At 36.7% G+C, this 22,633-nt stretch carries 18 protein-coding genes; 8 read left to right on the top strand and 10 right to left on the bottom strand.

The genetic code is table 11. The annotated features are described in order from the left end of the window. Positions 1-2: 2 nt before the first annotated feature. From ACRXC1_RS08520 to ACRXC1_RS08510, 3 genes are all read left to right on the top strand, one after another. Complete coding sequence (locus tag ACRXC1_RS08520) at positions 3-422, top strand: hypothetical protein (protein WP_392911777.1); 420 nt, start codon at positions 3-5, stop codon at positions 420-422. A 102-nt stretch (positions 423-524) separates the two neighbouring features. Beyond that, positions 525-2,390, top strand: coding sequence for a hypothetical protein (locus ACRXC1_RS08515; RefSeq protein WP_433658055.1), 1,866 nt, complete (start codon positions 525-527; stop codon positions 2,388-2,390). A gap of 111 nt (positions 2,391-2,501) precedes the next feature. Further along, complete coding sequence (locus ACRXC1_RS08510; RefSeq protein WP_433658053.1) at positions 2,502-3,722, top strand: hypothetical protein; 1,221 nt, start codon at positions 2,502-2,504, stop codon at positions 3,720-3,722. A 30-nt stretch (positions 3,723-3,752) separates the two neighbouring features. On the opposite strand, the gene ACRXC1_RS08505 is transcribed toward ACRXC1_RS08510, so the two are convergent. From ACRXC1_RS08505 to ACRXC1_RS08495, 3 genes are all read right to left on the bottom strand, one after another. Next, positions 3,753-5,264 (bottom strand): cytochrome c biogenesis protein, encoded by a 1,512-nt coding sequence (locus ACRXC1_RS08505; protein WP_433658051.1) that lies wholly within the window; start codon positions 5,262-5,264, stop codon positions 3,753-3,755. Beyond that, positions 5,261-6,928: a cytochrome c biogenesis protein ResB gene (locus ACRXC1_RS08500; protein ID WP_433658049.1), complete on the bottom strand. Its 1,668-nt coding sequence runs from the start codon at positions 6,926-6,928 to the stop codon at positions 5,261-5,263. The genes ACRXC1_RS08505 and ACRXC1_RS08500 overlap by 4 nt, the downstream gene beginning before the upstream one ends. Positions 6,929-7,012: 84 nt before the next feature. Beyond that, complete coding sequence (locus ACRXC1_RS08495) at positions 7,013-7,717, bottom strand: heparan-alpha-glucosaminide N-acetyltransferase (protein ID WP_433658046.1); 705 nt, start codon at positions 7,715-7,717, stop codon at positions 7,013-7,015. A gap of 77 nt (positions 7,718-7,794) precedes the next feature. Here ACRXC1_RS08495 and ACRXC1_RS08490 point away from each other — a divergent pair, with 77 nt between their 5' ends. The 3 genes from ACRXC1_RS08490 (at position 7,795) to ACRXC1_RS08480 (ending at position 9,310) form a co-directional block, all read left to right on the top strand. Continuing rightward, complete coding sequence (locus ACRXC1_RS08490) at positions 7,795-8,412, top strand: hypothetical protein (RefSeq protein ID WP_433658044.1); 618 nt, start codon at positions 7,795-7,797, stop codon at positions 8,410-8,412. 78 nt (positions 8,413-8,490) lie between these two features. Next, the gene (locus ACRXC1_RS08485) at positions 8,491-8,793 is read left to right on the top strand and encodes a c-type cytochrome (RefSeq protein ID WP_392911762.1); all 303 of its coding nucleotides are present in this window, start codon (positions 8,491-8,493) and stop codon (positions 8,791-8,793) included. A 49-nt stretch (positions 8,794-8,842) separates the two neighbouring features. Then, positions 8,843-9,310 (top strand): hypothetical protein, encoded by a 468-nt coding sequence (locus ACRXC1_RS08480; protein WP_433658042.1) that lies wholly within the window; start codon positions 8,843-8,845, stop codon positions 9,308-9,310. Here ACRXC1_RS08480 and ACRXC1_RS08475 read toward each other — a convergent pair. The 3 genes from ACRXC1_RS08475 to ACRXC1_RS08465 are packed head-to-tail and all read right to left on the bottom strand — an operon-like array spanning position 9,300 to position 15,408. After that, positions 9,300-9,809: a hypothetical protein gene (locus ACRXC1_RS08475; protein ID WP_433658040.1), complete on the bottom strand. Its 510-nt coding sequence runs from the start codon at positions 9,807-9,809 to the stop codon at positions 9,300-9,302. The two genes, ACRXC1_RS08480 and ACRXC1_RS08475, sit on opposite strands and share 11 nt — an antisense overlap. A gap of 22 nt (positions 9,810-9,831) precedes the next feature. Beyond that, positions 9,832-12,180 (bottom strand): hypothetical protein, encoded by a 2,349-nt coding sequence (locus ACRXC1_RS08470; protein ID WP_433658038.1) that lies wholly within the window; start codon positions 12,178-12,180, stop codon positions 9,832-9,834. A gap of 45 nt (positions 12,181-12,225) precedes the next feature. Continuing rightward, the gene (locus ACRXC1_RS08465) at positions 12,226-15,408 is read right to left on the bottom strand and encodes a hypothetical protein (protein WP_433658036.1); all 3,183 of its coding nucleotides are present in this window, start codon (positions 15,406-15,408) and stop codon (positions 12,226-12,228) included. Positions 15,409-15,644: 236 nt separating this feature from the next. Between ACRXC1_RS08465 and ACRXC1_RS08460 the strand changes: the two genes are divergently transcribed. Next, positions 15,645-17,303 carry a hypothetical protein gene (locus tag ACRXC1_RS08460; RefSeq protein ID WP_433658034.1) on the top strand — a complete coding sequence of 553 codons (1,659 nt, stop codon included), beginning with the start codon at positions 15,645-15,647 and terminating at the stop codon, positions 17,301-17,303. Between the two features lie 22 nt (positions 17,304-17,325). Then, complete coding sequence (locus tag ACRXC1_RS08455) at positions 17,326-18,123, top strand: undecaprenyl-diphosphate phosphatase (RefSeq protein ID WP_392911749.1); 798 nt, start codon at positions 17,326-17,328, stop codon at positions 18,121-18,123. On the opposite strand, the gene ACRXC1_RS08450 is transcribed toward ACRXC1_RS08455, so the two are convergent. The 4 genes from ACRXC1_RS08450 to ACRXC1_RS08435 are packed head-to-tail and all read right to left on the bottom strand — an operon-like array spanning position 18,100 to position 22,618. Then, positions 18,100-19,077, bottom strand: coding sequence for an NAD-dependent epimerase/dehydratase family protein (locus ACRXC1_RS08450; protein WP_433658031.1), 978 nt, complete (start codon positions 19,075-19,077; stop codon positions 18,100-18,102). The genes ACRXC1_RS08455 and ACRXC1_RS08450 overlap by 24 nt on opposite strands. A 4-nt stretch (positions 19,078-19,081) precedes the next feature. Further along, positions 19,082-20,713, bottom strand: coding sequence for a fatty acid CoA ligase family protein (locus ACRXC1_RS08445; protein WP_433658029.1), 1,632 nt, complete (start codon positions 20,711-20,713; stop codon positions 19,082-19,084). After that, positions 20,697-21,590, bottom strand: coding sequence for an alpha/beta fold hydrolase (locus ACRXC1_RS08440; RefSeq protein ID WP_433658027.1), 894 nt, complete (start codon positions 21,588-21,590; stop codon positions 20,697-20,699). The genes ACRXC1_RS08445 and ACRXC1_RS08440 overlap by 17 nt, the downstream gene beginning before the upstream one ends. Continuing rightward, complete coding sequence (locus ACRXC1_RS08435) at positions 21,590-22,618, bottom strand: 3-oxoacyl-ACP synthase III (RefSeq protein WP_433658025.1); 1,029 nt, start codon at positions 22,616-22,618, stop codon at positions 21,590-21,592. Before ACRXC1_RS08435 ends, ACRXC1_RS08440 begins: the two co-directional genes overlap by 1 nt. Positions 22,619-22,633: the final 15 nt, after the last annotated feature.

Below are 22,633 nucleotides of genomic sequence, written 5' to 3'. Positions count from 1 at the left end.
TTATGGTTGACATACATTCAATAATTGCAACTCATAAAAAGAGAGAAGTTGATTCAAGTAAGATCGATGCGAACTCTTATCCTACTCCTACGTTCTCAGATATACCTGATATATTTTTTGATGAGATTCTTGTTAATTATCGCTTAACAAGAGTTGAAATAGTTATCTTGATGTATCTTTATCGTCGTGTATGGACGAAAGCAAATCCATATCGTGAACATGGTATCTCTCAACTAATGTCGATGTCTGAAATAGTTGAAAAGCTTCAAATTTCACTCGAAGAAATCCACCAAGCAATTCTTAAACTTGAAAACTTTGGATTCATTTCTACAATTAGAGTTGGCCAATATTTTGTCAGAAGATTCTTTACCAAGGAAAATGACGAGTATCATGGTCAATATTATGATGACTTTGATGTTTAGTTTTTGTGTCAAACTTAAAAGCCCTGTAAAACCAATATGTTGTGTATTCCTTTTTTAAATCATGATATTATGTAGATAAGATCAATTGAATGGAGACAAATTGTGTCAAAGAAGATTGCTTATCTCGGTAAGGACCTCGGTTATTGGGATGACCTACAAAAAGTGTATATCAAAACATATCCAACTGAAGAAAAAAGTTTTCATCAGATTTCTTATCATGCAAATAATATCAATGAATGTATTTTTGATCTCTTCGAATTAGCTCCGTCGATTATCTATATAGATATTAAAGAAGATGAAATTCATGGCCATAACTTAGGAATGGTTTTAAAAAGAATTCATTTCTTTAAAAATACACCAGTCGTTGCAATCGTAAGTAGTGTAGCGGATGTAAAAAAGTTGATTTCAGTTCATTTTGATTTTGTTTTTGTTAAAGGGATTGAAATTCATGATGTGGTTTATCATCCTTATAAGCAACGCTTTCCTGCAGATGCTGTTTCTGCTGAGTTTGCACTTGCAAAACTAGAGGCCGCAATTAAGCTTAAAGAAATTGCTCGTGTTGGTTTCTATGGTTTAAGTTCAATGCATATTGAATGTAATAATAAGCTTGAAGAAGGTAGGATTGTTGAAGTAGAGCATGCCCTTGATAAGAAGCAAATGGACACAAATTACTTTGTTGCTCGCAAGCACGGCCTTGATAATATCTACTATGGGGCCAATGGGTGGTCAGAGCTAGAGTATCTCTTTGTTGATCCTGCTAAGCGTGAGGATGGAAGTTTTAGTTTAAATGTAGAAGACTTAAATGAGGATGAGTTAAATAGAAAGCTAAAAATTGGAAAGACTCTAAAACATTGGGTTAATGATAATTCTTCTTATGGATCACAAAAGCGCACTAAGCTTTTTATGGTTGATCCTCAAATGCATTATTTTAAAACAAATGAAAAACTTATTGATTCTTATGACTTTGTTTTTAGAATTAATGAAAACTTTGATGAAGATTACACATATATATCACGACTAAATCCGGACATTGTTGTTTACTGTTACCCTGAGTTTATTAGTGAGGAAGGCGAGCTTGATGAGGCAAAAGAAAATCATGATGTCGATCAGATGGCCAATATCGCAAAAAGTGTTGAAGAATTTCATCAAAAGCAAGATGAAATTTTAAAGAATGCAGTAAGCAATATAAAAAAACTAGGGGATAATAGTCCTTACTTTATTGTTATCAATTGTGACAGATATACTTCTAAAGAGTTTCAGGAGAGGTTTAACTATCAATTCGCTCTTGTGAATCCGACAATGATAGGGATGAATGTACTTTCTCAAATGGTGCACCAATTAGAAGAAAAACGCCTAACGAAAGAAGAACAAGAATTAAATACGAAGATTGCTGCTTTAAGAAAGAAAGATCCTATTAAGTATGCAAAACTTAATAAAAGCTACTTTAACCCTCCAAAATACTTTGTTAGTAAGAAGTCACCACTAAGTCATGCTTTAATTATTAGGGGTGCTAAATTAGTAGAAATTTCTGAATCGACTTGTTTCTTTTCTTTAGATGAAGAACTTGTACTAGGGAATTACTACTTAACTCATCCTTTTAATTTTGCAGTAAAGATCATTCCTCAAGAAGGGAATATATATAAAAAAGAAGGCAATACTTATAAGTATCAAGGGCTAATTCATGCCATTGGTGAAAAAGAGAAAATGCGCCTTCGCCAATATGTGAATGATATCTATACTCAGCATAAGAAAGAGATTCGTGAAAAAGAGGCCCAGGTAATGAAAGAGGCCAATGAAAGATTCTTAGAAGAGCAAAGAGTTGCTGCTTTATCTGAAGAGGAAGCCGCTGCTGAGGCAGAAGCACAGGCCCAGGCCCTTGAAGAAGAAAAGCTTAAGAATACCGCCCCTGAGAATATGGATCTTTTAAATGATCTTGATGCTGCTATCACGAAAAAGTCAGGTCAGTAGTCTGAGTAATTTGTTCAATTAAACTGCTAAACATTCTCTTCTTTTCTTACATCTTGTGATTTATTTTCCAACTGCCATTAAAATGAAAGGATATTTTCATGGAGGAAGATAATGAGAAATCTAATGCTAGCATTGATGCTATTAGTGTCGAGCAATGTTCTTGCTGCAAACCCAGATCGAATAAATGAAAAATTTAATAACAGATTTTCTTTTGAAAGAGATGATTCTGGAAAACTTATTGCCGTAAGAGATCGTACTATACGTACAAAATTCAAGTTCAAGGACTATGTTGAGTATATTAAAAACTCAATTTTAAATGAACAGGCCTTGATGTCACAAAGTGGACTTACCGGAAATTATGAAGCTGAGGTAGAAGGACTATTTGAAACAGGTCATAATTTTTTAGGTAATGATTTTCAAACACAGAAGAATGTTAAAAGAGTGGTGACTTCAATGCGTGCATTTGAAGGTGTTGATTTTAACGCTATTTTTGCTGATAAAGAGTTTAATAACTTAATTGAAGAGTTTGGTTCAAAGATTAAGGATTCTTTCTATTATATCGACCCAACTATTATTGCAAAGCCAGATAATGCAACATTTTTCTACCGCAAAAATGTTACTTATAAAGTCGTAAATTGGGCATTAAATCAAGCTCGTAAACGTTTATCGACAGTTCCTGCTTTAAATACAGCTTTTTATGTTATTACAGAAACTGAGAAGTTATTTAGAACAAGACGTTTCTATCACCAAAACCTACTTTTACACTATCTTGAATTTGCAGCTCCTGTGGATCTTGGCCTAACAAAAGAAGAAGTGGATCTTGTCTATTCTTCAATTTATGAGTCAAGAATTGATTGGATTGCATTTTGGGAATCGAATAGTGCTAAGCTAAACTGGCCAAGATACGGTACAGCAAGTTTCTACTCAAAATTTAGAACGGCAACAAATCGTTTTAGATCTTATAAGTCAAAGTATTCAGAAATTGGGGATCGAATCAACTACGGTTTTCAAGAAGTAACTCTTGATGGTGAGAGAGTGATTGTTAACCTATTTGATGGTAATCACACTTTTGATAAGTCGCCTGCCATCGCATACTCTTATGACCGTCCAAATCGTGTCAAGAGACTTAGAAGTGTTCTGACGTTAGCAAGCTTAGGTTTAAGCTTTGTTCCACTTCCTTCAATTATTAAGGATAATGTTGATGGCTTCATTAAGTCTTATTACAAGCAACAACAGATTACTGAAGGGGCCTTAATCGGATACTTCGAAATGAATGATGACGATTATATGCTTAGAGAAATTAGATCTCAATATATCAATCCATTTATGTAATAAAAAGGGCCTCTTAGAAGGCCCTTTTTTTTATGCTGCTTTATGATTTGATTTTATAACTGTTAAGATTAGGAAGATTGTTTGAACCGCAAAGAATGTTCCTAAGAAGTATGCTCCACCTTGAGAGAAACCGTAAGAGTGAAGTCCTGTTGCAAGGATGTAGTTAACCCCAAACCATGCCATCATAACACTCATAAAGGCTCCTGCTACTAGTACAGAAAAGCTCTTATTCGTGATCCAATTTGTATACTTTCCGTGAAGGATTGCCATATAGATACATAGAACAATTAGTGACCACGTCTCTTTCGGATCCCAACCCCAGAATCTTCCCCAAGAATAATCGGCCCAAACACCACCAAGGATAATTCCTGCTGCTAGCATGATGATACCGTATTTAAGAGTTGTGTAGATTAGATCATTGTAATATGTCTCATCTTCTACTTTGAAGTCTGTAAACGCTCTTTTGAATAGAATTGTATTTGCTAAAATCCAGCTTAGGGCCAGGGCACCGTAAGACATAATGATTGTCGTTACGTGAGTACTTAGCCAGAAGTTATCTCTTAGTACTGGAACAAGAGGACTAATTGATGGTGAAACCATATTTGTCGCAAATGTAATCATCATAAGAGTACATAGGTTGTATGCAAGTCCCATGTAGAGATATGTCTTTTCCTTCTTAAAGTGTCCAATAATCATTGAAAGAAGAAGAGCACCGTATCCAGAGAAGATAACAGTTTCATACATATTTGTAATTGGTGCACGTCCTGAAATATAGACTCTTAAAGTGATATAAACTGTTTGTACGATAATTGTTAGTGCTGAAAGAGCAAGTGCGACGCCAAACTTCTTAAAAAGAACCAGTGCTGCTAGTCCAATTAGAGTTAAAGCAAAGGCAATCTTCGTCAGTTGTAACTTGTCGAATAAGAATTCTGTTAGGTACTTATCTCCACTTACTTCGATGTAGTCTTTCTTCGCCTTAGCAAATACATCTTTAAAAGGTGTTGAAGAAACTTGTGCAAGTGCATCGACTTTCTCTTTTGTTAAAAAGCTTGTAACTGGCTCCCAAGAAATTTCATTACCCATTTTAACTGGTAGCTGCCAGTTACTTCCATTGATGATGTCTTGATAAAGAGCAATCTTATTAAGAAGCTTATTTAGTTCTTTCTTATAACCTGACTCAACCTTTTCTTTCTGATAGGCCATTCTAATTGTGACGTTTTCATCAATTAAGTCATCAAGTGCCATTGAGCTTTTTCCACCAAGAAGAGCTTTTGTATTCTTGTGCTCAATCTTTGTTTCTAGTTTAAAAGGTGCTTCTAGGCCAAAGGCCTTTGAGCTAAGAAGACAAAAAGTACCTACTGATGAGTGACCTTTGGCCTTGTACTTTCCTGTCAGGTGATGAATTACTTCCTTTGCATGTACTGTAAGCGGTTTAATACGCCCATCTTGAAGAATAGGCAGTTTTCCTAATTCGTCATTACAAAAATTAACGTTAGCAAGTGTACTTGTTGCGATAAGTAGACTTAGTAGAATCTTAATCATTTCTTGTCTCCTAATTGGTCACTATCTGCTACTTCAAGACCTAATAGGTCCTTAGTCTTTCTCTTAGGGCGGTAGTTTAGGTAGTAGTGCCATAGAGAACCTAAGACGAGTAGGAGTGAGCCTAGGTATTTAATCCAGCGACCTTGATCTAGGTTTACTGATAGGGTTGAACTATATTGTCCTGTTTCAGGATCTTGAGAGTATGAAGCCTGATAAAAAGTGAAGCCATCATACTTAAGAGGGTTATTCATATAGACATGATATGGAGTTGTAGCACCATCTGTGAATAAATTTACAAAACTCTCATAACTTGCTGGGCGATTCGTTCCGGGATCTTTATCCATTTTGAAACGAGTAAGTGTGAACTCAAATGGTAGAAGAAACGATCTTTTTGTTAAGTAGACATTTGTCTTTACACCATCAATTAGTACGGAAACTGGCTTGTCATCTGTTAACCAATACTCTTTATCTCTTACATGGATTTTAGCTGCTCTTGTCATACCTTTAACGAGTCCACCGTTTTGTTGAATTGGTAGAGTTGACTCTGGTACCATTGTTGGGACAAGGTTTTTTTCGTTGCGAACTAATTTTAGAGTGAAGCCCATCCAAGGAAGTGACATTAGACCTTGGTTATCAAAATTCTGGCTAATCCATTTGTCAGCATCTTTATCAAAGAAAGAAGCTGAGTCTCCAAATAGAAATAGGTTTGGCTTTTCTTTGAAAAGATTCTTAGAGAATACTCGGATTGGTGCATTCATTGCAGGCTTTAGATTTTGGTCAAGCGCCCAAGGGCTTAAGTCAGGGAGAAATGAATATACATTCTCACCGTCTTTAATAACAAAGAATCGTTTATTAGTTGCCGTCTCTTCAACCTTAATATTTTTCTCTTCTGCTGTGTAACACTGTGAAGTTCTTGAATCCCAAAGGATTAGGCCACTATCACTAGGTGTTGAAAAACATGGGGCAAGAGTTTTAGGTAGGTAAGTAATACTTAAAAGTCCCATGCTAAGAGAAGCTTGAAAATCAAATGCTTCAGGGTGAAGGCTTAAAGTGAAGTCTTGGGCCACGTTATCATTTGAAATGATATAGCTTGAAGAGTGCATATTATCTGAATCATTAACACTATCTTTGGCCGGGAGCCACTGCATAACTTTATCAGCAAATGGAATATATTCTTTAATTTCAATTTCTTTGTAAGTGACGTCAATACTACTATCAAATGCACTATAAGGAAGAGGTAGAACTGCTCTAGTATTTTCATCTGGACGCGTGATCTCAATAACATCTTCGTTAAGTACAACCTGTCTTGTTGGAGTCATTGGCTGCAGGTGGATGGTTCCATCTATTCCAGCAATATATGTGACAAATGAACCAATCCCGATAATGATAAGGCCAGCGTGAATTGTGTAGAAACCGTAGAGCCTTTTCTTTAACGGGAGCCTTATAAGTGCTGCAAAAAGAATACTTAGTCCCATAAAGAATTGAATGGCCATAAACCACCAAGTCTTATAGATAAGCCTTCCTACGAAGTCTGTTCCGTAATAACTTTCAACGAATGTTCCTACAATCATTGCAAGTGAGAATAGTGAAATTATAAAAACTGCGAATTTCATTGAGCCAATTGAACGCTCAAAGTACTTGTAATTGAACTTGTTACTTACCATTGCTTTTTAGCCTTTTTCCTTTGCTAAATTAAATAGCATAGTTGGTAAAGAGAGGCTATGGATTTCAAAAAGTTTTCAAAAACCTTACAAAAGTGGCGCACCTTTTATGATCTTGTACGCAATATAAACAATTGAGTAGAGAAATAGTTGATGAGTAACATAGATAAGAAATGAATGCTTCCCTAAGAACTGTGTAAATCGTATAAGACGCCACTGTGGGTAATCAATCTTATGCCAGCCAAGATGAAAGAAGGTTATTCCTAGCATTGAAATAGCGGCCCATGGAAAGACTGCGATAAAGTCTAGCGATGCGTGACTCATCTCTGGAAACGGTATGGCGTATGGGGTCATTTCAAGTACTAGAATGAGAATGGCCAATATTGCGCTGGGCCATGGTCTTTTTCTTAAGGGCGTGATTAGTAATGTTGTGAAGAAGATACAATGTAGTGTTCCAAAGTAGATCCAATTTTTTGGAAACATAAAATATGTTGAGACACTAATGATAATGGCCGCAATACCAATTTTTGCTTGGCGAATTAGATATGGACGAGGGTGAATCTTTCCAGGATGGGCCATGCATATTGATACACCTACTGAGAACATAAAAAGAGTTACTATAAGGCGCGGGAGGTAGTACCAAAACCCTGGCCTAAAGAATTCAACATCCACAAATCCAAAGACATCAAGATCATATGTGAAATGAAAGATAATCATTAAAATGACTGCTATGCCTCTCGTGAGGTCGATTAGATGATATCTTTTTTTTACTGTTTGCGAATCTTGTGTCATTTCTAAATGATAGCATAATCTCTTAATTTATGGTCAAAAGTATTCAAAGCTGTTATTTTGATTCCTATAAAAGGTGGATGATGACTATATCAAATAAAGCACAAGAGCTTCTTCGTGATCTCGATACTGCACAATATTCTCAATATATTTCAGCAAGCTTCTTTGATGAAAGCTTTATGGCAAATGAAGAAGATGCGCTAAGAAAGAAGGCCCTTATTTATAGTGCCTTGACGATTGTAAAAAAAGTTGGGCCTAGTGCCTTATTTGTTATGACATTCAGAGAAGCGGAAAGTTTCCTAAGAGATAGTACTGCCCAACATAGTTGGCCAGGAGTTTTAGATTTAAAAAAGTGGTTTGAAACGATCTTGCAAGAAATTCAAAAAGAATTTTTTGAAAATGCACTGATGAATAATAAAATAGAAGTTCTTAATTGGGAAAATTTGGCGCTAAAAGAGCGTCTTTTGAAAATGGTCTCACTTATTGAAAATGTGAACGCGACTCTGGAGAGTTATAACTTAGGTCAAATTCAATTATTTAGCATCGAAGAAAATGAGGTTTGCGTTGATGATGGCCTAGTATTTGGTGGGCTGCGTCAGCTACAGGCCGATAGCTTAAAAGAGATGATCTATGATTGTATTGCTAAGTATATGAACTTTAGCTTTCAATCTCAGCGTATAAAATTAGTTGCGCAGTGATGTATAAGCAGTTAATATTAGATAGCTATACGGTAAAGAAAATTAACAAAAAATAGATTTTATAAAAGAGGAACTAGAATGAAGTTAACGGCCCTTGCACTTATCACACTAGGTATTTTTTCAATGAATACTGTTCACGCTCAAAGCGCGGCCAAAGGTAAGACTCTATACTCACGTTGTATTTCATGTCACGGTGATAATGGAGAAGGAAAGAAGTCGATGAACGCTCCTCGTATTGCGGGACAATACGACTGGTATATTTACTCATCACTTGTTCAATTTAAAACTGGTGAAAGAAAGAACCCAGATATGTTACCATTTATTAAAGGTCTGAACGATTCAGACTTTAAGGATCTTGCTGCTTATATCTCTACGCTATAATTGTAGAAAGATCTCAGTTTTTTACAATATTATTTACTAGGAAGGAATCATGGTAAAGGCCATTCAATTAGGCGAACTAAGTTTTGAGTCAGTTACATCTCAAAAGAAAGTAAAAGACGTTTACGATTATAACGTTGAGGCATTCTCTGATAGTCCAGATTTTAAATGGACATTAGATGATATTAAGAAAGAGTTGTCAGATGGTTGGCAACTTTATTCAGTAAAATTATCTGACGAGATTATCGCTGCTGCTTTCGTTAAGAAAGAAGGTGATAAGCTTCTTTGCAAGAATACATCAATTAAGATGCAACATAGTGGAAGTGGTTTTTCTCATCGAATTATGGACTTCTTTGAACAAGCTGCCAAAGAATTTGATGTGAAAGAGATTGTACACTTTTGTTCAATTGATAACTTCAGACAATATTCACTAAATGAAAGCCATGGTTATGAGAAGACGGCACGTCGTCTTGGAAATAACGGTCACACAACAGAGTGGATCAAGCAAGTTAGTAAGTAGTTGCTGGGTAATGTCTGGTGCTTAGGGGAGACTCGTAGCGAGTCTTTCCCCAACTCTTTTCAATTCTTCCCGTTTTATTATCAATAATTGCCGTAAATGATTGCGGCATACCGTTCACGTCTCGATTGACGATATAAATACTCTTATCTGTAATCTTAAGTCTTTTTACAATTTCAAATTCACTATTCGTAAGAATTGGTAGGTTCTTTTTCACCTTATTAATAACAGCGATATCTTCTTTCGTTAGCTCTTTTGTGACATCTGCTAAGGAGTCATTTGGAGCAGAGTCATCTTTAGGGAAATCTGCTGTTGGAACAGAGGCAATCTTTCGAGAGTGTTGTTTGTGTCCATGATGGTGCTTTCGTGCTTTATAGCGCTTCTGGTTGTTACTACCTGTGGAAGAGTATTCTTTAGAATTTGATTTTCCTTCATTCTGGTATGAAGAAATAATAAAAAGTGCTGCTAAAGAGATACTACAAAATAGTAAAAACTTTTTCATCTATGCCTTCTTTTTATTGAACTTATTGTTCAATCGTAAAGTTAATATTTAAAATGCTAAATGGTTCTTCACCCGCAAATTCAAAGTCTTTAAAGTCATCATAATTGGTACTCGTTAGATCGTGGTAACAATCTTCACAATTTGCAAATGTCATACGTAGACGACATGATACTTCTGTTCCTAGAGGGATATTCTTATTGATCTCAAAGAACATAATATTTGAGTCTGTAAATAGAGGAGCTCCTTGCTCAGCTTGCATTGTTTCTTGCCAATTAGATTTAGGGGCCATGAATGGAATGTTTTGAACATTCGTACTTGGGATGGCCTTAACGAAACAATTATTTAAGTCATCTTGAGTGCGGTCTTCACCTTGACCTAGACAGTCTTTTTCGAGGAGCCCAATATCGGACTTCATTCTCTTTAAGAACTCATGTTGATTAAGAAGCTTTGTGCTTGTACCGTCATTATATGTAAGCATACATACAGGCATGATTCTTCCTGTGTCATTATAATTTGTCTCAGTTAATGGATCACAAGTCTTACCGCCTTGTGAAATAGAAGGGTATCCATCACTTAAATTTGAACAAGGTACACCGTCTTGCATGTGGGCCCAGTCTGATGCTAGCACTCTTGTTCCTGCCATGATAGAGCTTGAATTGTTATAGACACTAACAAATAGACCTACGATCTCTCCTGGTGAAACCTTACCGTTTCCGTTGTTATATCTGGCATCGACTGTTGTTACTTCTCCCACATCCATTTGATTTTGAATTGTTTGATAAACTGACGAGCGGATATCAAATACACTTAATGATGAGTATGAAGAACGTGTGTCTTTTACAAGAAGGTTTTTATTAATAAGCTCTGTTTTCTTACGATTAAGTGGATTAACTGTGATATTCGTCGTTGAAATAGAGTTGAAGTTATTATTATAAGTTCTAAAAAGTAGTAATCCGTATGAATCAAATAATTGCTCTAAGTTGTCCTTAGAAAAGTTTTGGTATGTACAAAGGTTGTACTGGCTATTCGTGATATTGTAGACATTTCTGGCCAGTGATTGAGAAAAGCGTCTGAAGTTAATTGGGTTTACCGATTTAAGCCATTCTTTCGCATAGTCTTGATCTAGGTTGATCTGACCTGTTAGTCCATCTTTTGCCTGTGCTGAAAGGTCACCAAGTTCGCCTAGTGACTCGACAAGTGCGTAGAAGACAAGCTTCTTGGCATCATCAATATTTCCTGTACAACGATTACTAAGTTCTTTTGTTAAAGCAACAAGAAGGTGACTAATGATTTGTCCATCAACGTGGATATCGTCAACACGAGCTTCTTTACTATAAACATCGTAACCAAGGTATTCTGGGTAACTCAGTCTTGAGTCTTCATCTGTTGAGATCCCTGCGATATGCATTGAATCGTTTTCTGAGATAGGGCGTGAAGCATTTGCGAATTTTCCTAATCCCCATTCTCCCATATGTTCTCTGTCATTAGTGAAGTAAGAGAAGTAATCGGCAATACCTTCATTAATCGAGTAGGCTTCATCATGGCCAAAATAACCAAGAGCTGACTCTTCAAGGCAAATCGGATTTTGTGTATTTAAACAAAATGCTGCATTAAAGGCCCTATTTCTATGGTTCATTAAGCGATCAACAATTGCATGGCCAAATTCGTGATAAATAACAGAAGGATCTTGGGCCATCTTGATATTTTGATAGCCAGGAATATAACCTAATTTGATTAGGAAGTTACTTGGATCAAAACTAGCGTTCTTTCTTAGACTTGCATCTGCATGAACGACAAGCTTTGCCTTATTTGAAGCATTCCAATAGGCCTTGTGTAAATCTGTATTTGTTGGCACAGCTGTGTCGTATGAGACCTGATTAAGGCGATCAAAGACATATGTTGTAACATCACCTAGGTATGTATCGATAACTTTTGCCGTATGATAAAAAGCATTGATTTGTAAAAACTCTGTTGTTGTAACAGGGAAGGCCCACTTTCTTGATTCATTTTGAAATGCTGAAACACCGGCATCTTCTGTCACTTCTAGACAGTCACCAATCAGTGAACAAGATTTTGTTAAATACTCATTACTTGTAATATAAACAGGTGAGCGAGTAATGAGAGTTGAGAGGTCTGTATTCTCGTCAGCAGTGTAATCGCTAAGAACGAGGGGATTTGCTGTTAAGACACGTCCATAATTTGCTGATACAGTATCTTGAGTATTGCTTAGGGCCGAACCACCTGAGCCTTCTCGTGATGAAGAGGCTTGATCGACCACACATGAAGTTGCAAGGATACTGATACACCCTAAAGTCCCTAGTGTATGAAGTAGTTCTTTTTTATTTTTAACTATACGTACCGCAAATTTCAATTAGGCCTCCCATGCCCTTGAATCAATATATTCTATTCTATCGAGTTACTGAATCATTCCATCTGACGCTAGGTCACGATCGATCTTTTCAATAAGCCCTGGAATAAATCCTTTTTGTCCATATTGAGATCCATTAATGGCCGCACAAGCTGTTCCACTATACTTCTCACCAATACGGTTCCATTCACTTTGAAGTCCTGGAGAGCTAATTTGAGTAATAATTTTCGCCTCGTAAGCAACTCCTAAAGCAACTAGCTTATCTTTTTCAAAGTCTTTTCTTTCTCTAGTGATACACTCTTCTTTTGCTGTATCGGCCTTTTTATCACATAGCTTACCAACATATTGGTCACGCCCTGATGAAAGCATCTTACAAAGACCTTTTCCATCATAGTCTCCACTAATCTCAGCTGCTCTGTTTTTAAGAGACTTAATTTGCTGAGCGATAATGATATTCTTATCAGAGATCGCCTTAAGTGCATCATCTCCAATCTGAGTGTCATTGTTAATGAAGTTTTCAATATCTTCTTTGTACTTACTTCCTTCCTCTGAAAGGTTGTCTGTAAGTTTCGTTGTTAGAGAAGTGATCAGCTGCTCATCATTTTGCCCACTGTTAGAGCAAGCACTTTGAAGTTGAGCAAGAGATTTTCCACTGTTTGATGAGTCTTTTGATTCACCATCAGAAGGAATACTTCCTTCTGCAGATGCACTTGCACATAGTTTCTTATACTCAGAAATCTGTTCAAAAATTAGAGTACTTGAAGAACCACCATTCATTGCCATTTGAAGAGGTGACTGTCCTCCTGATTGTGCTTGAAGGATGGAAGCAATTTCTGTTGCATCTGAGTATAGATCACTTGCATTATTGTCTCCTGTACAACCAGGGCCTGGACTTGAGTCCTGTAGTCCTTTTAGTTTGTAGCAGAACTCAACTTGTTGTTGTGATGCTTCTGCGGCTTTTTCTGCACCTTCTTTCGCTGCTTTTTGTGCCGCTTGGTTTCTGTCATTAATAGCTGTTGCACAATTTGAAACGAATTCTTGCCATTTCCCTCTTTCTTCTTGAAGGCTTTGGTTAATCTTTTCAACTTGTGAAGCTAGGTGAGTGTTCTGATTCTCAAACCATTTGTTAAGATCAGCTCTCATGCTTGCACTATTACCATTCATTCCTGCTAGTAGGTCACGCATAAAGGCTTCAGGATCTTTTTCTAGTAAGATACCTTTTGTTTCAGCTTCATCCATTGGTTGATCAAGGTCTTGAAGTTTACCAAAAGTAAGACCAGAAGAAGCTGGGATACCATATGCTCTTGCCATTTCTGGTGTTAGGTTAGGGAACATATTCTTATATGCGTGATCAGAAACTTGTTTCATATGAGCTTGCATTTGTGCCATTAAGGCCTTTGCTTTGTTTTCATACTGTTGCATTTGAGCATTGTAAGTATCTGCTTTTTGCTTAAGTTCTGCTGTCTTTGCATTAACTAATGTTTCTGTAAAAGTAGCACATGTATTTACATTGTCTGAACAAGCTGCTGCTTGAGTTACACAAAATGATTTGCTTGATGTTTCATATACATCTGGCCCACACTTGCTAAGCTCAACTGCATTTCCATTACAATTGTAAATTAGCTCATCAATTTCCGCCATGATACTTCCGTTACCCTCTGAGGCAAGTGTTCTCTTTGTTAGAGACTGAAGTTTTTTAGCTTCAGCTTTTAGAGCTTTTGCTTCTGCACGGTATGTTTCAAGATTTGCCACATCACCAGCTGGTTTTAGGTCACCATTGTAGATAGCAACACATTCATTCTTGATATCGCTATAGTATTCCTTAGCTGATTTTGTCACACTATTTCCACTGCTGTTAGAAACTGTGATTCTAATATCATTGTTGTTAAATGAGTTAGCAACACTGTCTAGAGAAGATAGAGATGTTGGATCAGAGAATGCATTAGATGCAGCTCTTTTAAATGATGAAAGAGTGTCACCTTGATTTCCAAGTTTTACGTTATCAAATGAGTTAACTGCTTGGTTAATTGGAGTCGAGTAGGCAGCAGCATTTTTACCAGTCATACAATCGATAATGAATTTCTCTTTGTATGAATCTTCTGATTTTGAAGCTAGGCGATCAACTTTTATTAAGAAGCTTGGATCATCAAATTTTGGAAGGTCTGCATCACTTACTCCAAGACTTGAAAGCATTGTTTGCACTTTCTTAAGTTTCGCTGTTGTATTTTGAGCTGCAAAAGTTCTTGCTGATGAAAATAGGTTCGCAAATTGAGTTCCTTTAAAAAGGTCTTCTCTTAGTGCTTCATCGTAACCACCTGTCGCAAGTCTTTGAGCAACTTTTTTCTTATCAGATTCAATTTGATTTCTCATTGTGATAAGAGAGCTTCCTCTAAAGCGTTTTGCCTTACGGTCATCACTGCTCATTCTATCTTTTAGGCCAACAAGCCCACCTTGCTTCTTAATGATTTTATTCACATCATATGCTTCCACACATGAAGCTGGCATAATTTTATTAAAGTCAGTATTAATGAAGTCCTGGCTTACATTATTTCCACCACCGTTAAGTAGAGCGTGAACTTCTTTGATCTTAATTCTATTTTTCTTTTGAATCTCTGCTACTTTCTTAAGTTCTGCTTCGAATTGCTCAATCATGCGATCATACTGAGAAGTCATTGAAGCAAAGTTATCTTGAATACTCTTCATTCCATCCTCAATACATTGAGAACCAACATATGGTGGAGTATTTCTTGGTTTCAGAAAGCTTGTGTATTCATTTAAAATATTTTGTCCAAATTCTAGTGCTTGCTCAGGGATCTTAAGATTCCCACCAATACTACAGGCTCCATTTGGTGCAAGAATTGGCTCTGGAGCAAGAGGGCAGTTAAAAGCAGGGTGCATTCTTCTTGATTGAAGCTTTTGTTGAGCATCGGCCTTTGACTTATTGAAGGCCTGAAGTGCTTGGATCTCAGTGTTTGATAGGCGTCCTTGGTTGTACATTTGTTGAGAAATATCCCCAATCATGTTTAGCCCACCAATAACAGTTTTCATTCCTGAGCCGGCCGTGAACTCTGCCCAAGACTCACCATTTTTCTTAAAAGCGAATGCGCTCATCGGAATAGATGAGTGAATAAGTGTTAACGCCATTACGCTGACTTTAACTTTTTTGAAAGAGGAACCAGTTCCTTTCTTTCTTAAGTTATTTTGCTCTTTGGCCTTCGTTAATCTTTTCACTTTACTTCCCCTGTCAATTCAATGCTTTATACTTATCGACATTTTAGTAATTTTCTTTATTTTATTAATGAATTGATGCTTGACCTAATAAATTGGTTAAATAAATACACAAGGGTGCAAATAAGTCGCTGATTTTATGTAATGGAACATGAGATTTCATGGTGTTAAAATACTTCTATAATTGAGAATATTTAAAATTTGAGTGCCAAAAATAGTGGCCGTTGGTTGAATTATCTATGACATTTTATACAAATCGCTACCTAAGAATTACTGCTACCATTATCGATTTATGTCTTTGCTTATTTATAAGCTATGGGCTCTTAGGTAGTGAGTTTATTTTATCTATCACAAATGCAATTTTTAATATTAAAAATCTTGGCGCTTCAATTCAGCATCTCTATGTCTACTTGATTACATACTTTCTCTATGTATTCTATTGCTCACTATTCTTTAGTATTACACTCGGTCAATATGTTTGTGGTGTTAGACTTACGGCGGCTTCGGCCATACAAAAAAGATTATGTGCGATCATGCGTTTGATCTTATTACCAGTACGTCTCATTTTGGATATCTTCGCAAGAGGGGTTGAGTCACCAATAAGCGTGAAGCTTACGGCCTCAAGAATTACTTATAGGTCAAAAGTCTTATCTTACTTAGTCGCTACAATAATATGTGTTGTCTCAATTGGCCTCACTCCATTTAGTGCCCTAATGTATAAGCAGCAATTATTTAGTAATCAATTTGTGGATTTTGGCCTAAAAACTTTTGTTGAAGGAGAGATCACTGACTTTGAATCTTTTTCTGAAATTGGTTCTACAGTCCTCGGATTTTCAAGTTTCACAAATTTAGATAATTCAAGGTTTACCATAAGACCTAGCTTTGAAATTAGAAAAGTTGATTCAAAAACGATCTTTCGTCCACTAATATCGATTTGGGATACGAAACTTGAAAATAAAGGTATCTTTAAAATTTCATCACGATTTGATCTCTATTCTCTTGTAAAGATCGCGCGCGATAATTTGTTTCTTTTTGATCTCTATTATCCAGAGTTAAGTAAGGTGCTAGAATTGTCAAAAAGGGGAGATGATGATCTATATTACCTTAGCAGTAGAGCAAGCCTTGAGCTTTTTGAACTCATCTCAAATGCATTTCTTGTAAATTATAAGAGTATTCCAAAGCTTATTTTAAAAGGACATTTTCAATTTCTACCTTATCTTCAGCTTAAAATTGAGTTAGAGAAATTACTTGAAATTACCAATGATAACTATATTGATTTTATCAAAAGCGGTGAAAATATTCTTATTAGAAAAAAAGACTATTCAGGTGAAAATATCATTTATCGTGAAACATTCTTTAGTCTTTCTTTGTTGAAGCCTGTTGTCTACAAAAGTATTTGGGATCGAAATCTTGATAATGATAAGGCCCAAACAGCTTTCTCAAATACGCTTTTCTTTAAAGCGAGATGGGGAGAAAAAGTAAATGAACGTCTACAAACTTGGGTAAAAGATAAGATCTTTAATCCACTTGCTGGTTTTGACCTTATTTCAAATAAAACAGATATTAAATTTACTCGCGACTACACAAGAGGACTTGAAAATTACCTTGTTGAATACTATAAGATGGATGCAAAAAGGGCACTAGAGTCAAATAATGAAGATTATATTTCTAGTGTTCGTTCGGCCTTACAGCGTTTTAGTCTTGTTTTTCAATTGGCCATGGACAAAAACAAAAATTCTTATTCGAAGGCCACAATTAAAGGTTTTAATGACATCCTTCTTGCTCTAAAATTAAAAGATATTAAATTGCTTTCACAAGTCAATGTGAAGAAGGCATTAGAGAAGTCTCCAAGAAAGGGGACACGCACTAAAAAGAGTAAGCGCCAACGCAAGCGTTAAAAGTAACAAAGGAAGTTGAGAGATGACATTATGGATGGCAGTCGTCTATGGAATAATTCAAGGTCTAACAGAGTTTTTACCTGTTTCTAGCTCTGGGCATCTCGCACTTCTACCTTTTATCTATGATTTTAAAGATCCTGGAATTTTCTTTGATCTTGCCATGCACGTTGGTACGGCATTGGCCGTAGGGATTTATTTCTTTAATGATGTGAAAAGAATTGTGAAAAATGCTGTGCTCTTTCTTATTCCCGGTAAGAGCTGTGATAACTTCACTAAAAACTTTCTTATTGCAACATTCTTTACAGGATTCTTTGCACTGATTCTAAAATCAACGGCCGAAAACTATGGACGTAACGAAGTCTTTATTGCCTTTAACTTGGCCTTTTTTGGTATTCTCCTCTTTATCTCAGACCGAATTGGAAAAACAAATAAGAATATGGAAGGCTTTAGGGCCTCTTCTTCAATTGTGATAGGTCTCTCTCAAGTTCTTGCTATTTTTCCAGGAGTTTCGCGTTCCGGAATTACGATTACAGCTGCGAGGTTTTTAGGGCTATCAAAAGAAGACGCTTCTTCTTTCTCTTTTCTACTTTCACTACCATTAATCTTTGCTGCTTTCTTGTTAAAAACATATAACCTTATGGGGAACCCTCAGGGAGCACAATTTGATATGCTAAGTTGTGTAGTGGGCGTTATTGTTTCATTTGTTGTAGGACTTGCTACAATTCACTTCTTTATGAAGCTAATTAAGCGAATCCAATTTGGATACTTTTTAATATATCGACTAGTTTTAAGTGCTTTAGTTTTTTATCTTCTCAATTGATTCTTCAATTGAAATTTTTGGAGAGTAACCAAAGTCTTTTAGTGCGTTGTGGTGCTTAAAATAATGTGAGGTTCCCATTTGTAGGGCCACAAATCGTGTCATGGCAGGTTGTCCCTCATACTTGCCAATCAATTTGTAAATGAACTCACAAATTGCTCCAATATGATAAACTAGCTTTAATGAAACTTTCTTTGTTAATGGTGCAACACCCTTTGCCATTAGAATTTCATTAATAAAGTGCCATAGATTCACTGGTCGTTCTTGACCGATAAAGTAGGCCTTCCCTTGATTCTTCGCTTCTGCTACAAGTTCCTTGAGGGCCATAACGTGTGCTAATGAAGCATTTTCAACATAGTTGATGTCCACTAGATTATTGCCTTTTCCTATAATTTTTAAACGGCCACTCTTTGCTCTTTCTACCAGGGTAGGGATGATATTCTTATCCCTTTCGCCGTAAATGAGGTGTGGCCTAATTGCAGTTGTTAAAAGATTCGTCGAATTTGCTTCTAAGACAAGCCTTTCTGCAACAGATTTTGTTCTGGCATACTCATTTAAATAGACCTCTGGGTAAGCGAGGGACTCATCACCATTTTTGATCTCTTCTTTTCCAAAGACAACACTAGGTGTACTTGTATAAACGAGGTATTTAACGCCAGCTTCCTTTATTGCTTTTAGAAGGTTTCTTGTCCCGTCAATATTGATTCTCTCAAAATCCTCTTTTCTTCCCCACATTCCAACTTTACCAGCTACATGAAAAACAGCATCAATACCTTTAAGGGCATCTTTGATATCTTGAAAATTTGTTAAGTCACCTTGATGTGTTCTTATTCCAAGCTCTTGGACTTCACTTGTGTGACGTCTTGAGAAATTGATGACCTCATGGCCCTCGCTCAAAAGATCTTTCGCAATATGATGGCCAAGAAAGCCTGTTACACCAGTGACGAGAATTTTCATGTTATTACCTAAGCTTTCCTTGTTGGGCCATTTGCGCCAGGGCCTTACGATCAATTTTAATATTATGCCTAATATCGACTGGAAATTTAGAGCAAATAAAAATCTCATCGATATCTTTAGTGTGACTGTATTTATTGGCCATAATTTTTAGCTCTTGCTTAAGCCTCGACTTATTCATAACTCTGCCTGTTGGCTCAATTGTTAGCGCTGGACGGACACGGTTATTTCTTAGGATCCAAATTAGAGCAGATTTATTAACTTGGGGGTGCTTGTTAAAAATGGCCTCTGTTGAAATAGGGTAATATGTTGTTGCATGGGCCTTAACCTGATGGGCCTTTCTACCAAAGAACCAAACTCGTCCATTGGCATCGATTTTTCCAAGGTCACCCATACGATGCCAAAAAGTGTCACCATCATAAATTTTAGCTTCTCTCGTTTTATCAGGAAGCTCATGGTAGGCAGCAGTTGCAGTTTTTGAACGAACGATGATCTCACCGACCATACCAGTAGCTAGTTGCTTTGTATCTTTAATGTCTTTGATCACGCCATCGACATCCTTAATAATTCTAATCTCAACTCCTGGGCAAGCTTGACCAATGCAAGTACCACCACCTTGGGCCGTTTCAAATTGAGTGTTCGTTAAGACTTCTCGTCCATTAAAACAACTAACTGGTAAACACTCTGTTGCCCCATATGGCGTATACGTATCGGCATCTTCTCTTTCGAGGCGTGCTATTAGTTTCTCATGAACTTCATTTCTAACAGGAGCGCCAAACATCACAATATGCTTTACGCTTTTAAGAGTCTGATTGGTTTTTTCTAGATAGTCTCCAACGCGTTCCCAAATAGCAGGTGAGCCAGCAATAAATGTGGCACCATTGTCATTGATATTTTTAACAAGTGCTTCTGGGTTACACTTTGCAGGTTTACTAGGATTCATATCAGGAATCACACTAGTCATACCCATGGACATTGTAAAAAAAGAAAAGAGTGGGAAACCTGGTACATCGACATCTTCAGGTGTTAAGTTAAACAACTCTTGTAACACATCTGTTTGTCGATTAAAGATCTCATGAGTGTATTCGACACCCTTAGGTCGTCCTGTTCCTCCTGAAGTAAAGAGGATGGCCGCAAGCTCATTACCTTCTACTTTTTGTGTTTCAAAATTAAGTTGATCTCTTTCCTTTAGTGACTTGATTGTTGTTAAGTGGGGAAAGATCTTACTTTCTGTTGTGAAGAACTTCTTAATTGTTTTAAAGCTGTCCTTTTTAAACATTCTAAGAATATGAACAATATTAACAGCAATTAAGTAATCAGGCCTTGCATCTTTAATTGCTTTGAAAAGATTTTTTAATCCCATTCCCGGATCAATTAAGATAGGAATTGCACCAATTTTAAATAGAGCAAAGGTAAGGGCCGGGAAATCAAATGACGGCCTAACAAAGAGAAGAACTTTATCTCCTTTTTGGATCCCTTCTAGATTCAAAGCAGCGCTGTAGTGTGAGCTTAGGTCATTAAACTCTTTAAAAGTAAGTTCATCATAATGATAGCCGCTACCTGTTTTCCTTGGAAACTTTATACAAACCTTATCTGGTGTTTTCTGTGCCCAGTTTTCAATCCTATGCGCGATATTCATTTAAGAAACCTTTTATTTCCTTTAGACAATTTTCTTTTTCATCTTCAATAACGTAGTGGCCGGCATCTTGATACACGACATACTTCGTTTCAGCACTTTCTGGTGGATAGAAGTCTTTCCAGCGTTTTAGAAACTTCATGTTGAAGCAAAAGTCCTGTGCTCCCCAAAGAAACATCTTAGGGCATGTTACATTTTTAAGATTATCTTCAATTTGAGACAGTCTCGCATAAGTTGGGTGACTACTTGATAAAGGAATATCTTTAACAAAGCGAGCTGTAGCAATTCGGTTAGCATAATTATTATACGGGTGAAGGTAGCCTTCCTTGATATGCTTTTCTAGTGGCCTTGTTGTTGTCATAAATGTAGCAGGCCATGCAAAGGCATTAAAGGCCCTTACCATTGGCTCACCAATAACTGGAAGCTTGCAAAGTGCGATACGCTTTGGAATATCAAGAGATTTAAAGGCCGCAGTATTAAGAAGGATGACTCCTGTTACGCACTCTGGACGACTTGTCGCTACACCCATTCCAATAGCTCCTCCCCAGTCGTGAACAAGAAGCTTGAATTTCTTAATCTCTAATTGGTCGATAAGCATAAGCACATTGTTAATATGATTTTCTAATGTGTACTCATAGTCCTGAGGTTTGTCAGAAAGTCCACAACCGAAATGATCTGGAACGATACAGCGATAGTCTTGTTGTAATTCTTTTACAATATTACGATAGTAGAATGACCACGTTGGATTACCATGAAGCATGATAATAACTTCACCTTCTGGATTTCCTTCGTCTAAATAGTGATATTTCTTTCCATCAATTTCAAGAAAGTTATTTCTAAAAGGGTATTCATGTTGCCATGTATTTACTGTCATATTCATTACCATGTTACTCCTAGGACAGAGCATGAAAGCCCTGAACCTATACCCACTAGGGCGATTTTTTTACCTTTTTCAATCCCTTGAACATCACTCATTTTTGCTAATGTAATTGGAAGGGCCGCAGAGCCAGTGTTTCCAAGAGTGTCAAATGTATCAAAGGTTTCATGCTTATTAAGACCTAGTTTTCCAAGGACAACTTCTTTATGGGCCTTACCTACTTGGTGGCCAATAACAATATCGATCTCTTTAGGATCAAGTTTCGAATCATCAAAAGTTTTCTTTGCTAGGGCCTTACCATATTTTAATAGTTCTTCAGAGTCAGTTTCCATGACAAGTGACTCTGGATTGCCGTCACCTTGGCATAGCTTATTTGCTTTTGAATCACTACGATTAGTAATTGAAGTGATTTGTGGTGCGTTTGGTGCCTCACTTTTGTGAGCAAGGCAGTATGCTACACCAGCAGAACCAATAGTGAGATTTGCAAAGAATTTCTTTACAGACTTTCTCGTAATACTTTGGTCTTCATTCAATGTCTTAATTGTGTTCTCTAGTAGAGGAGCACTATTTTCACCTGAAACAATTATGGCACGTTTGATGGCACCAGTTTCAATCATATTAGCAACAATCTCCCATGCGCTAACCATTCCAAGACATGCATTTGAAATATCAAAGAGCATACATTCACTTGGCATTTCAAGATTTGCATGAATAACTGAAGCCGTTGAAGGCTCTAGGAAGTCACGGCAAACACTTGAGCTAATCAGAAGATTTACATCTGATTTTTTAATTCCTTTTTTTGAAAGCTTGTCTAAGAGAATATTACCAGCTTCAGTCGCAATAGAGCTTGGCCTAGTTGAGTTTGGCCAAAAACCTCGCGATTTTATACCTGTCATAAGCTCAAGTCTTCCATGAGGGAGTTTGAGTCTAGTATATATTGGTTCAAGAAGTTCTTCTAGTTTATCACTTGTTAGAACTTCTGGAGGTTCTATATAGGCATAGTCTTCGATAACGACATTATTATATTCCATTCGAATCTTTCCTTT

This window comes from Halobacteriovorax sp. GFR8 (genome assembly GCF_050955245.1).
In the GTDB taxonomy this organism is placed as follows: Bacteria; Bdellovibrionota; Bacteriovoracia; order Bacteriovoracales; family Bacteriovoracaceae; genus Halobacteriovorax_A.
This window is presented reverse-complemented; position numbering and strand designations above follow the sequence as displayed.

What these genes read in the sequence shown, in the direction of transcription:
- ACRXC1_RS08495 (WP_433658046.1), bottom strand. Translation starts at nt 7,717, where the DNA reads ATGACACAAGATTCGCAAACAGTAAAAAAAAGATATCATCTAATCGAC.
- ACRXC1_RS08510 (WP_433658053.1), top strand. Translation starts at nt 2,502, where the DNA reads ATGAGAAATCTAATGCTAGCATTGATGCTATTAGTGTCGAGCAATGTT.
- ACRXC1_RS08435 (WP_433658025.1), bottom strand. Translation starts at nt 22,618, where the DNA reads ATGGAATATAATAATGTCGTTATCGAAGACTATGCCTATATAGAACCT.
- ACRXC1_RS08450 (WP_433658031.1), bottom strand. Translation starts at nt 19,077, where the DNA reads ATGAAAATTCTCGTCACTGGTGTAACAGGCTTTCTTGGCCATCATATT.
- ACRXC1_RS08520 (WP_392911777.1), top strand. Translation starts at nt 3, where the DNA reads ATGGTTGACATACATTCAATAATTGCAACTCATAAAAAGAGAGAAGTT.
- ACRXC1_RS08490 (WP_433658044.1), top strand. Translation starts at nt 7,795, where the DNA reads ATGATGACTATATCAAATAAAGCACAAGAGCTTCTTCGTGATCTCGAT.
- ACRXC1_RS08445 (WP_433658029.1), bottom strand. Translation starts at nt 20,713, where the DNA reads ATGAATATCGCGCATAGGATTGAAAACTGGGCACAGAAAACACCAGAT.
- ACRXC1_RS08505 (WP_433658051.1), bottom strand. Translation starts at nt 5,264, where the DNA reads ATGATTAAGATTCTACTAAGTCTACTTATCGCAACAAGTACACTTGCT.
- ACRXC1_RS08440 (WP_433658027.1), bottom strand. Translation starts at nt 21,590, where the DNA reads ATGAATATGACAGTAAATACATGGCAACATGAATACCCTTTTAGAAAT.
- ACRXC1_RS08455 (WP_392911749.1), top strand. Translation starts at nt 17,326, where the DNA reads ATGACATTATGGATGGCAGTCGTCTATGGAATAATTCAAGGTCTAACA.
- ACRXC1_RS08480 (WP_433658042.1), top strand. Translation starts at nt 8,843, where the DNA reads ATGGTAAAGGCCATTCAATTAGGCGAACTAAGTTTTGAGTCAGTTACA.
- ACRXC1_RS08500 (WP_433658049.1), bottom strand. Translation starts at nt 6,928, where the DNA reads ATGGTAAGTAACAAGTTCAATTACAAGTACTTTGAGCGTTCAATTGGC.
- ACRXC1_RS08475 (WP_433658040.1), bottom strand. Translation starts at nt 9,809, where the DNA reads ATGAAAAAGTTTTTACTATTTTGTAGTATCTCTTTAGCAGCACTTTTT.
- ACRXC1_RS08485 (WP_392911762.1), top strand. Translation starts at nt 8,491, where the DNA reads ATGAAGTTAACGGCCCTTGCACTTATCACACTAGGTATTTTTTCAATG.
- ACRXC1_RS08460 (WP_433658034.1), top strand. Translation starts at nt 15,645, where the DNA reads ATGACATTTTATACAAATCGCTACCTAAGAATTACTGCTACCATTATC.